The sequence below is a fragment of the Mycobacterium sp. NGS45 genome (assembly GCF_059812645.1).
Genome location: NZ_JCALDB010000009.1, coordinates 184,932 through 195,965, shown reverse-complemented (window position 1 = coordinate 195,965; position 11,034 = coordinate 184,932). Strand labels below are relative to the sequence as shown.

10 protein-coding genes are annotated in these 11,034 nt (G+C 68.5%); 2 read left to right on the top strand and 8 right to left on the bottom strand.

Features of this window, described 5'->3' with window-relative positions; translation table 11 throughout:
- Nucleotides 1–8 precede the first annotated feature (8 nt).
- Together AC5Y3P_RS10930 and AC5Y3P_RS10925 are read right to left on the bottom strand one after the other, a co-directional pair.
- On the bottom strand, nucleotides 9–905 hold the full coding sequence (locus AC5Y3P_RS10930) for an ERCC4 domain-containing protein (RefSeq protein WP_500045907.1): 897 nt from the start codon (nucleotides 903–905) through the stop codon (nucleotides 9–11).
- A gap of 12 nt (nucleotides 906–917) precedes the next feature.
- Nucleotides 918–3,140: a 6-phosphofructokinase gene (locus tag AC5Y3P_RS10925; protein ID WP_500045906.1), complete on the bottom strand. Its 2,223-nt coding sequence runs from the start codon at nucleotides 3,138–3,140 to the stop codon at nucleotides 918–920.
- 113 nt (nucleotides 3,141–3,253) lie between these two features.
- Between AC5Y3P_RS10925 and AC5Y3P_RS10920 the strand changes: the two genes are divergently transcribed.
- Nucleotides 3,254–4,096, top strand: coding sequence for a mycofactocin-coupled SDR family oxidoreductase (locus tag AC5Y3P_RS10920; protein WP_500045905.1), 843 nt, complete (start codon nucleotides 3,254–3,256; stop codon nucleotides 4,094–4,096).
- On the opposite strand, the gene AC5Y3P_RS10915 is transcribed toward AC5Y3P_RS10920, so the two are convergent.
- Both AC5Y3P_RS10915 and AC5Y3P_RS10910 read right to left on the bottom strand, forming a co-directional pair.
- Nucleotides 4,097–4,975, bottom strand: a complete 879-nt coding sequence (locus tag AC5Y3P_RS10915; RefSeq protein WP_500045904.1) for a universal stress protein — start codon at nucleotides 4,973–4,975, stop codon at nucleotides 4,097–4,099.
- Nucleotides 4,972–6,423, bottom strand: coding sequence for an amino acid permease (locus AC5Y3P_RS10910; protein WP_500045920.1), 1,452 nt, complete (start codon nucleotides 6,421–6,423; stop codon nucleotides 4,972–4,974). The genes AC5Y3P_RS10915 and AC5Y3P_RS10910 overlap by 4 nt, the downstream gene beginning before the upstream one ends.
- 177 nt (nucleotides 6,424–6,600) lie before the next feature.
- Here AC5Y3P_RS10910 and AC5Y3P_RS10905 point away from each other — a divergent pair, with 177 nt between their 5' ends.
- Nucleotides 6,601–7,788 (top strand): NAD(P)/FAD-dependent oxidoreductase, encoded by a 1,188-nt coding sequence (locus tag AC5Y3P_RS10905; RefSeq protein ID WP_500045903.1) that lies wholly within the window; start codon nucleotides 6,601–6,603, stop codon nucleotides 7,786–7,788.
- A 7-nt stretch (nucleotides 7,789–7,795) separates the two neighbouring features.
- Here the strand turns inward: AC5Y3P_RS10905 and AC5Y3P_RS10900 are convergent, their stop codons facing one another.
- From AC5Y3P_RS10900 to mftR, 4 genes are read right to left on the bottom strand one after another with little or no spacing between them, the layout of a single operon-like run.
- Nucleotides 7,796–8,491 (bottom strand): RNA ligase family protein, encoded by a 696-nt coding sequence (locus AC5Y3P_RS10900; RefSeq protein WP_500045902.1) that lies wholly within the window; start codon nucleotides 8,489–8,491, stop codon nucleotides 7,796–7,798.
- Complete coding sequence (locus tag AC5Y3P_RS10895; RefSeq protein ID WP_500045901.1) at nucleotides 8,488–8,997, bottom strand: hypothetical protein; 510 nt, start codon at nucleotides 8,995–8,997, stop codon at nucleotides 8,488–8,490. Before AC5Y3P_RS10895 ends, AC5Y3P_RS10900 begins: the two co-directional genes overlap by 4 nt.
- Entirely contained in the window at nucleotides 8,994–10,379 is a 1,386-nt protein-coding gene (locus AC5Y3P_RS10890; RefSeq protein WP_500045900.1) for an AAA family ATPase, read from the bottom strand. The genes AC5Y3P_RS10895 and AC5Y3P_RS10890 overlap by 4 nt, the downstream gene beginning before the upstream one ends.
- Nucleotides 10,373–10,996, bottom strand: coding sequence for a mycofactocin system transcriptional regulator MftR (gene mftR / locus AC5Y3P_RS10885; RefSeq protein WP_500045919.1), 624 nt, complete (start codon nucleotides 10,994–10,996; stop codon nucleotides 10,373–10,375). The genes AC5Y3P_RS10890 and mftR overlap by 7 nt, the downstream gene beginning before the upstream one ends.
- Between the last annotated feature and the right edge of the window lie 38 nt (nucleotides 10,997–11,034).

Sequence of the window (11,034 nt, the reverse complement as noted above, 5' to 3'; positions counted from 1 at the left end):
CCGCACGTTCAGTCAGAATCCTGGTAGGCGTCTGGGCCCAGATCGGCTACCTCAGCGCTATCTGAACGCGAGTTGGCTGTGCTCGGCGCAGGACGGAAATCCGCACTGGCGCTGTGCAATTCGTGCTCATGCAGGCAGGCGCCCAACCATCGGTAGATCCATTCCTGGGCCAGTGCCCGGGTTTCGGTGAACACGATGGGCACCGCCGGGAAGCGGGCCTGGGCCTCGGCGAGCGCCTCGGCTACCACCGACGCGTTGACGTGTTCGAGCTTGAACACCCGCGAGTAGCCGGCCTCCACGACCACCGCGGCCCGCGGCAGCGCTGCCAACTCGGCCAACTGGTAGGTGAGTTTGCCGCTCAGCAGTCCGGCGGACAGATCTTCGATGCTCTTGCGCTCGGCCGAGGCGACCAAAACGTCGTCGCTGTAGACCCCGTAGTCGCCGGCCGGCAGCGCGGCCCGCACCGTCGTCGCCTGCTGGTCGCTGAACTTGTAGCCGTAGCGTTCATGGCTGTCCACCACGATCTCCAACGCACGGCCGTGCGCGCGGGCCGTCGGCAGCGTGACGTTGGGTCGGGCCTGTTTGGCGGTGCGCCGCGACTGCCAGAACACCATCTCGCGGCCGCGCGCGCGGGTCAGCACGAACTGCGAACGGTTCTCCCGCCCACGTTCGAGCACCAGATCGATGGCCGCGCCGCGCTTGCTGATCGAGCGGACGGCCAACCGCTCCAGCACCTCGGCGTCGGCCGGCCATTCCTCGACCCGATGGCAGTACACCTTCGCGGTGCGCGGCCAGGTCTCCCGCGTCTTGAGCACGATGCCGTCCGGGCCCAACGGCAACCGGATCAGGTACGGCAGCGACGTACCCTCCTCCGGGTTGCGGGCGATCAGCAGGTCCTCGGGCATCGCGGCGACAGCTCAGCTCGTCATGATCTCGGCCAGCGCCCGGCGGTCCATCCAGCGCTGCTCGATCGGCCGCTGCGCGTGCTCCTCGATCAGCCTGGGATACGACGTCAGATCGGTGAATTGCAGTCGGCCGGACTGGAATCCGACCATCGCGCTGGCCCGCGTACCGGATTCGAGTTGTTCGGCCAGGAATTCGATGCAGCGTGCGGTCAGGCTGGTGGCATGGATCCGGTCGAACGGTGACGGGTCACCGCCCTCTTGCAGGTGGCCCAGGATGGACTGCCGGGCGTCGAACAGCTCCAGCGCACCGCCCTCCTTCTCGAACAGTGAGGTGATGAAACCCGTGGTGTACACCGGATCTGCGCCCTCGCCCCGGATGATCAAACCGAGCCGTTTGCCTGAGCGGAAGCACTCGGTCAGGGTGCGCAGGTCGGTGGTCAGGTCGTCGAGGGTGATGCCCTCCTCGGGCAGATAGATCCGCTCGGCCCCGGACGCCACCCCGCTGACCAGGGGCAGATACCCGCAGTCGTGGCCCATCACCTCCACCACGAACACCCGCCGGGTCGCCACCGCGGACTGCCGGATCTTGTCGACGTCGCCGACGATGCTGTTCAGCGCGGTGTCCGAACCGATGCTGAGTTCACTGCCGGGCAGGTCGTTGTTGATCGTCATCGGCAGGCACACGATCGGAATGTCCAAAGCCGGGTACTGGCCCCGGTGTTCGTGCAGCACATGCGCTGCCTGATACCCGGTCCAGCCGCCGGCCATCAGCACCGCGTCGACGCGGTGCGCGGCCAGTTGTTCGGCGATCTGCTCGATGTCGGAGCCGCGCGGCACATAGCGATTCGTGCCGATCTCGGCGCCGCCGTCGGCCACCCAGCCGCTGACGTCCATCCAGCCCATCTCGGTGATCTCACCCTTGCGCAAACCGCGGAAACCATTGCGCACCGCCAACACCGAGTAGCCGCGATCCAATCCCAGTCGGACCGCGGCCCGCACCGCCGCGTTCATCCCCGGGGCGGGTCCGCCGCCGTGCAGCACCGCGATCCGGAACCGGCGGCCCTGGCTGCTGGGTTTGGCCGCGGCCTGCTGGATGGTCCGCAGAATCCGGTGCGACTCCCGGAAGCTGCCGCCGCGCAACGCCATTGCGCCCTCGTAGTCCCCGGCGGCGATCCGTTCGGCCACCGCCTGGGTGCGGCTGACGCATTCCATCAGCGGCGCCGCCGCCACCCGGTTGCCGCGCAGCCCGATCAACTGCGGTTCGGCGTCGGGTCCCTCGGCCAGCAGCTGCTCGACGGCGGCGTGGCCGAGTTGGGTGGCCAGATAGCGATCGAAGGCACTGGGCGCACCGCCACGCTGGACGTGCCCCAGGATGGTGATCCGGGCATCCACGTCCAACTCGGTCTCGAGCAGGCTGCGGATGTCCTCGACGGTGATCGGGTTGCCGTCCTGATCGTGCGCGCCTTCGGCGACGATCACCACGCTCTGCCGGCGGCCGATGTCCCTGCCTGCCTTGAGGTCTCGGCATATCCGCGAGCGCCAGTCGGCGTCCGGCGGCTGCTCGGGCAGGAACACCCAGTTGGCCGCGGTGGCCAGGCCGGACATCAACGCCAGATAGCCGCAGTGCCGGCCCATCACCTCGACGATGAAGGTGCGCTGGTGGCTGGCCGCCGTACTGCGCAGCGCGTCGACCGCCTCGATGATGCGGTGCAGTGCAGTGTCGGCGCCGATCGTCATGTCGGTGCCGGACATGTCGTTGTCGATCGAACCGACCAAACCGACCAGCCGCAGATACGGGTGCGCGGCCGCGGCGTGCTCGGAAACCTCACCGGCGCTCACCAGTTCGGCCAGCAGGTCCGGCCATTCGCTGCGGAAGACGTTGGCGCCGGTGAGTGTCCCGTCGCCGCCGATCGCGACCAGCGCGTCGATGTCGTGTTCGATCAGATTGCGCACCGCGGCACGCCGGCCCTCGCGGGTCCGGAACTCCGCCGAGCGCGCGGTACCGATCACGGTGCCGCCCCGATGCAGGATGCCGCCGGTGTCCACCGGGGTCATCCGCCGGATCAGATCACCGCCGAGCACCAGGCCCTGCAGACCTTCGTGCACGGCGTAGCCGTCGATGCCGTGATGGGCCGCGGTGCGGATCACCGCACGCACTGCGGCGTTCATGCCCGGCGCGTCACCGCCACTGGTCAGAACCGCGATGCTGGACGGTCGGGTGGGATCGTCGGCCATGGGGACATTCCACCAGAACTCCCGGTGATCGGCACGGACGCGGTGTCTTCCTAGAACACGTTCTAGTAACCTCGGGCGGGCAGGACACCCGGTTCGGCGAAAGGACGCAGCGAATGGGATCCCTGGACGGCCGGGTGGCCTTCATCACCGGAGCCGCACGCGGCCAGGGCCGCGCGCATGCTGTGCGGCTGGCCGGCGAGGGCGCCGACATCATCGCGATCGACGTGTGCGCGCCGGTCTCGGAAACCATCACCTACCCGATGCCCACCGCCGACGACCTGGCCGAGACCGCGGCCCTGGTCGAGCAGGCCGGCCGCAAGGTGCTGGCCCGCCAGGTCGACATCCGCGACCTGAGCGGCCAGCAGCAGGTGGTGGCCGACGGCGTCGCGCAGTTCGGCCGGCTCGACGTCGTGGTCGCCAACGCCGGCGTGCTGAGCTGGGGCCGGATCTTCGAGATGTCCGCCGAGCAGTGGGACACCGTCGTCGACGTCAACCTCAACGGCACCTGGCGCACCGTGCGCGCCGCGGTGCCGGCCATGATCGAGGCCGGCAACGGTGGCTCGATCGTGATCGTCAGCTCGTCGGCGGGCCTGAAGGCCACCCCGGGCAACGCGCACTATTCGGCGTCCAAGTTCGGTCTGGTCGCACTCACCAACGCACTGGCCCTGGAGGTGGGGGAGTACGGCATCCGGGTCAACTCGATCCACCCGTATTCGATCCAGACCCCGATGATCGAACCCGAGGCGATGGCCGAGGTGTTCGCCAAGTACCCGACCTACCTGCACAGTTTCGCTCCGATGCCGCTCAAACCCGTTGCCCGCGAGGGCAAGCCGGGTCTGCAGGAGTTCATGTCACCCGATGAGGTGGCCGACGTGGTGGCCTGGTTGGCCGGCGACGCCTCGATGACCATCTCCGGTTCGCAGATCGCCGTCGACCGCGGCGTAATGAAGTACTGATCAGCCGGGCAGCACCAGCACCGGCACCGGACTGTGCCGGATGATCTTGGCGCCGTGCGAACCCAGGAACACGCTCTTGAGGCTGCGCCGCGCATTGCTGCCCACCGCCAACAGGTCACCATCTTCCCAGTCGGTGGCATCCAGCGCCTGATCCCAGCCGCCGCCGGCGACCACCTCGCACTCGACGTCGGCGCCGATCACACCGTCGTCGCGCAACTGCTGTTGCAGTCCCCGCAGCTGGGTCACCCAGGTGGCCAGCAGCGAATCCTCGGCGTGCAGACCGGTTTCCGGCGGGAACATGGTGCGCCCGCGGATAGCGAAGCTGACGATGCGCAGTCGCACCTGCAAGTCCCGGGTCAGCGCCACCACGCGCGCCACCGCCCGGGCCGACTCCGGGGTTCCGGCGTAGGCACAGGTGATCCGGGTCAGCCCGGTCTTGGACCGGCGATGACCACGCGGCGGGATCGCCACCGGGATCGGCGAGGCGTGCAGCAGCCAGTCGGTGGTGGAACCCAGCACCACCCGACCCAGCGCCCCGTCCGCCGAGGACCCCACGACCAGCACGTCGGCGCCGGTCTGCTCGACCGCCTCCAGCAGGCCGTCTCCTGCGGTGCGGTGGCTGATCTGCAGGAAGCTGACGTCCATATCCGCGGTCAACGCCGCCAGGTAGCCGCGCGCCTCGCGTTCCGAGTCGGCTCCGAGTTTTCGTGCGTAGGCGGCGAATTCGTCGTCCACCCGGGCCGGGGACGGGACCATCCACGGGCGCGGTACCACCGCGACGACCACCAGCGACGTGTTCAGCACCCGGGCCGCCTCGACCGCGAGGTTCAGCGGTGCGTGCCCACACTTGCCGGCCAGATAGCCGACCAGGACCGTCATTTCGACTCCTCGGTCAGGCCCGGTGCGGACACCACGCCGCCGCTCGCACCGGGGTTGAGCGCGCTGTTGTGTCGACCCCAGAGCAGGTAGTAGCCGATCACCACCGACACCCAGACCCCGAAGGCCAGCCAGGTGGTCCAGTGCAGGCTGGCCAGGATGTAGCCGCACGCCAGGATCGAGAGGATCGGTGTTACCGGGTAGCCGGGCACCCGGAATCCGCGCGGCAGGTCGGGTTCGCGCCGGCGCAGGATGATGACGCCGACCGACACCACGATGAACGCGGTCAGGGTGCCGATCGAGACCATGTCGGCCAGCGCATCCAGTGGGATGAAGCCGGCCAGCAGTGCCACGATCACGGCGACGACGACGGTGTTGAACACCGGGGTCATCGACCGCGGGTTGACCTTGGCGAACCGGGCCGGCAGCAGGCCGTCGCGGCCCATCGCGAACAGGATGCGGGTCTGGCCGTACATGGTCACCAACGTGACCGAGAAGATCGAGATCACCGCACCGGCGGCCAGAACCAGTCCGGGCCAGGTGGATCCGGTGACCTGGTCCAGGATGGTGGCTAGCCCGGCCTGCTCCTGCTCCTCGAACTCGGTCCACGGTTGGGTGCCCAGCGCCGAGACGGCCACCAACAGGTACACCGCGGTGACGATCAGCAGCGCGGCGATGATCGCCTTGGGCATGGTGCGCTGCGGGTCCTTGACCTCGTCGCCCGCGGTCGAGACGGCATCCAGGCCGATGTAGGAGAAGAAGATGGTGCCGGCCGCCGCGCCGATGCCGGCCGCGCCGAACGGGGCGAAGTCGCTGAACTGGCTGGCGTCGAAGGCGGTGAACGCCACCGCCGCGAACAGCACCAGCACGCCGAGCTTGATGAGCACCATGACGCTGTTGACCAGGGCCGACTCGCTGGCACCGCGGATCAATAGGAATGCGCACATCAGCACCAGGAGCACGGCCGGCAGGTTGATCACCGCCCACGGTGCACCGTCGGTGTGCGGCCACGGCGCCATCGAGATGGCGTCCGGGAGCCGGAAGCCGACCACATAGTCGAGCAGTTGATTGAGGTAGCCACTCCAGCCGACCGCGACCGCGGCCGTCGCGATCCCGTATTCCAAGAGCAGGCAGGCTGCCACGCCCATCGCGACCAGCTCGCCCAGCGTGGTGTACGCATAGGAATAGGTGGAGCCGGAAACCGGCACGGCCGAGGCAAGTTCGGCGTAGCAGATGGCCGCCAGGCCCGCGGCGAACCCGGCCACCAGGAAGGCGATCACCACCGAGGGGCCGGCCTCGGGCACCGCGAGTGCCAGCACGAAGAAGATCCCGGTGCCCACCGTGGCACCGACCCCGAACATGGTCAGCTGGAACACCCCGATGGAGCGTTTCAGCCCTTCGTCCGCACCGTGCGCGACGGGCGCACCGAGCACCGGCCGGCGCCGCACCATCTGTTGGGTCAGGCTCACCGGTGAGCTCATCACACCCCCTGCACTCGGCAACGACGTCAATAGTGCGCACTGGCGCGTCCCGGCGGGCAGTTTTCGGCGCGAAATCCCCACCCGCCGGACCGGGGTGCTCAAGGGTGGTAGACCGTCGGCGAGACGCATCGTGTAAGAAATGGGCTCGTGGGTGAAAAAAAGGTAGTGATCGTCGGAGGCGGTCTGGCTGCGGCCAGGACCGCCGAGCAGCTGCGCCGCTCGGAGTTCACCGGAGAGGTGATCATCGTCAGCGACGAGGTGCACCTGCCCTATGACCGGCCGCCGCTGTCCAAGGACGTCCTGCACAAGGACGACCACGACTTCACCCAGGTGACGCTCAAACCGCGCGAGTTCTACGACGAGAACAACATCACGCTCGAGCTCGACTCGGCGGTCACCGGCCTGGACACCGACGCCGCGACCATCACGCTGGCCGACGGCCGCACCATCGGCTACGACGAGTTGGTGATCGCCACCGGTCTGGTGCCCAGGCGGATCCCGTCCTTCCCGGATCTCGACGGCATCCACGTGCTGCGCAACTACGACGAGAGCCAGGCGCTGCGCGCCCAGGCCGGTTCGGCGCGCCGCGCCGTGGTGGTCGGTGCCGGGTTCATCGGCTGCGAGGTGGCCGCCAGCCTGCGCGCGCTGGACGTCGAGGTGGTCCTGGTCGAGCCGCAACCGCAGCCGCTGGCTTCGGTGCTGGGCGAGCAGATCGGCGCCCTGGTCTCCCGGCTGCACCAGGCTCAGGGCGTGGACGTGCGGACCGGGATCGGGGTGTCCGAGGTGTCCGGCGACGACGCCGGCCGGGTCGCCAAGGTGGTGCTCTCCGACGGCACCGAGGTGCAAGCCGACCTGGTGATCGTCGGCATCGGTTCCCGGCCGGCCACCGACTGGCTGGACGGCAGCGGCATCGCGGTGGACAACGGCGTGGTCTGCGATCGGGTCGGCCGCACCAGCGCGCCGCACGTCTGGGCGCTCGGCGATGTGGCGTCCTGGCAGGACGCCACCGGACACCAGGCCCGGGTGGAGCACTGGAGCAACGTCGCCGAGCAAGCCCGGGTGCTGGTGCCCTCGCTGCTCGGGCAGGAGCCGCCGGAAGCGGTCGTGGTGCCGTACTTCTGGAGCGACCAGTACGACGTCAAGATCCAGTGCCTCGGCGAGCCCGAAGCCGACGACATCGTGCACGTGGTCGAGGACGACGGCCGCAAGTTCCTGGCCTACTACGAGCGCGACGGCGTCCTGGTCGGCGTGGTCGGCGGCGGCATGCCCGGCAAGGTGATGAAGGCCCGCACCAAGATCGCCTCCGGCGCACCGATTTCCGAGGTGATCGGCTGACCCCGAGTCAGGATCCCGGCAGGTAGCGGTCGTCGGCCAGCCGGTTGGGCCGTTGCGGTCCGCTCATCCAGTGCTGGTCGATCTGCTGCACGAAATCCGACCGGACCAGTTTGGCGCGGTCCAGTGCGCCGGAGGAATCCTGGATCCGCGCCACCAGGCCCTCCATCGGCTGATGGCTGACGCGGCTTCGCTGGTGGGTCAGCGCGTCGAGTTCGGCGAGCTCGAAGGTGCCCTCGGTCAGGAACGGCACCACGAACAATCCGAGGTCCCGGGCCAGCTCGTCGCGCAGCGCGGTCTCCCAGAACCGGCCCGTCGAGCGCTGGTAGACGTCGAACACCAGGAACCAGTCCGGCAGCGCGTCGTAGTACACGCTGTGCGTGACCGCGCACCATTCACCGAACAGGATCAGGTCGGTGCCCAGTGCCTCGGCGATCCGGGTCGCGCGCGGCCGCACCCAGGTCTGAAGCCCGCGGAAATGCCGGCCGCCGAAACTGACCTCGCTGCCGCGCGCCTGGAAGCGCAACTCCGCACCGTCGGAGGCGATACCCAGATTCTGGCCGTCGATCTTCTCCTCGAGGTGCAGGTGATGGGACAAGAACTCGGCGCGCTCCTCGTCGTCGAACACCTTGTCGGCGCGCACATCGACGCCGCGCGGCCGCACCAGGTACGCGGTCGAAGGAAACCGGAAGAAGTCTTCGGTCATGGCGCCTCCCGGCCGAATTTCGCGCGGTAGGCAGCGCGCAACGACTTTTCGTGAGCATAGACCACCCGCACTCCGTGCCGGCCCAGAACCTGGCCCCAGTCAAGCCATTTGGTATCGGTTGCCTGCACGATCGGTACCTCGGCCACCTTGGCGGCCGCGACGAACTTGCGGTCGGAAGGGTCGATGCCGGCGTCGTCGCCGTCGAGCACCGCGTAGCTGTTCTCCTGGTCGGGATCCGGCCCGATGTCCGGAAGCGCCGATTCGCCCCAGGCATAACGGAAGTCGTGCACGTAGCGGGCGAACGCATCGCCCAGGCTGGGCTGACCGCTGTGGCTGAGCTGGTGCATGTACTCGGCGACGATCTCACCGGCCGCGTCGGTCACCACCACCGATTGCCCGCTCAGGATGTCTTCGATCAGCTCTTCGCAGGCGTCGACCAGTTCCTGCGGATGCCCGTCGGGAAACTTGACCACCAGCGGGACATTGGTGTCGATCACCCGGCTCACGTCTGCGGACCCGCCGAGCGCCGCCGGGCCCGCGCGCTGCGACTCTGAGCGACCAGGTCCGCGGCCGGGTCACCGAAGAAGTTGGCCGGCCAGTTGAGCACATTGCCGAATTCGTCGACCTGCAGCGGTGCGATGGTCGAGCCGGATGCCCCGGCATCCACCACGTAGCACCGCACCAGGCCCGGATCGAGGTTCTGCTCGGCGATCCGGCGCAGCAGTCGGCGCAGCAGGTGCTCGGAGTGCGATTCGACGATCAGCTGCAGGTTTCGGTTCTGCTGCTGCTCGCGCATCGAGATCGCCTCGATGAACAAGTCGGCCAAACCGGACTGCACCGAGGGATGCAGGTGAATCTCGGGTTGTTCCATGATCACGGTGGACCCCGGCGCCGCATAGAAACACTCGACGACCACCGGCAGCACCTGGGACACGCCGAAACCCACGTCGGTCAGCAGCACTTCGCGTTCGGTCCCAGGCGATTTCACCCGCACCTCGTACTCGTCACGGCCCGGTGCGATGGGCTGCACCGAGAACCCGTCGATGACGCCGAGTTGTTCGAGCCAGCGCGCCACCACGACCTGCAGCGGTTCCGAGTCGGCTCGGGAGCGCTGCTCGAAGCGGCGGTCGCGTCCGGCCAGCAGCGCCTCGACGGTGCGCTCGCCGCGCCAGCCGACGTCGCCGACCTCCTCGCCCGACCAGCGGTACAGCCGGCCGGGCTTCTCGCGCAAGGGTCCCAGATAGTTCAGCGCGCGCAGTTGCTGTTCGAGGGCCAGCGTGAAGTCGGGTGCGAAGTCCAGGTGCTGATAGCGGACCGTCAGATCGTCGGGGAAGGCGTGGAAGTGCGACGGTGCCGAGACGTGCCCCTCGCGCCCGGGAGTGCGCACCAACTCGACGCCCGCGGCGACCATCCGGTACATCTGGGCCTCGTCGCGGGTACTGCCCAGCGTCAGCCGCTCGCCCGCGGCGGTATGCAGTGTGTAGGAGTACGTATCGACGTGCACCCGCGGCGGCGTGCTGTTCGAGGCGGCGATCTGTGCGGCGAAGTCCAGGTCGGTGCCGCCAAAGGTCTTGCCGCTGTTGGGATCATGAATGTCGACCGGTTCCGGCGGGCGCCAGGACAGCTCGAAGCGCAGCGGCGCGGTCAGGTCACGGTTGCGGATCAGTTGCGCGTAGCTGCCCAAATCCACCGGCGTGCCGGCGTCGCCGGTGTGCAACACCCGCCTGCGGTCCGGGGATTGCACGGTCTGACGCAGCATCAGCAGGAACTGGTGCAGGCTGGACTTGCCCGACGAGTTGGTGCCGAACAGGATGGTCAGCGGCGCGAACTCGATCTGGCCGGTGTCCTGCCAGGCCTTGAAGTTCTCGATCCGCAGCCGGGTCAGCACGTCGCGACCTTCCCGCCGCGGTGCGCGGGCAACCCTACGGCCAGGCCCGGCACCGCCACGTCGAATGCCGCGTTGAGCGCGTCCAGCAGCGACACCGAGGCGTCGGCCAGCCAATGCCCGTAGGCCGCCAGCGCGACCCCGAGCATGGTCCAGGCGATGGTCTGCGGCACCAGATCGGAGGTCTTCAGTCCGGCCCGGGCGGCCACGAACTCGGCGATCACCTCGCGCCAACCCGCATACATCGTCATCGCGTAGGCCTGCAGTTCGTCGGTCTGCAGGATCACCTGCATGCGTTGCCGGTGCTTGCTGGTCTCGGCGTCGCCAAAGGTGTTGAACGCCAGCAGCGCTGAGCGCAGTGCGTCGGGCAGCGGTACCTCCGGGTCGACGTCGTCGAGCAGACCCGCCAGATGCTGCAGGTGGGCTTCGAAGTCGCCCCACGGGATGGCGTTCTTGGAGGCGTAGTACCGAAACAGCGTGCGCCGGGAGATCCCGGCCGCTGCGGCGACGTCGTCGACGCTGACCGTCGCGAAGCCGTGCGCGCCGAACAACTCGATGGCCACGTCGGCAATGTGGTCGCGCGTCGTGGAGCGACGACGCCCCACCCGAGGACTGCGCACCCCGCCCTCCTCTTGTCGTTTCGGCACCCGATGCCATA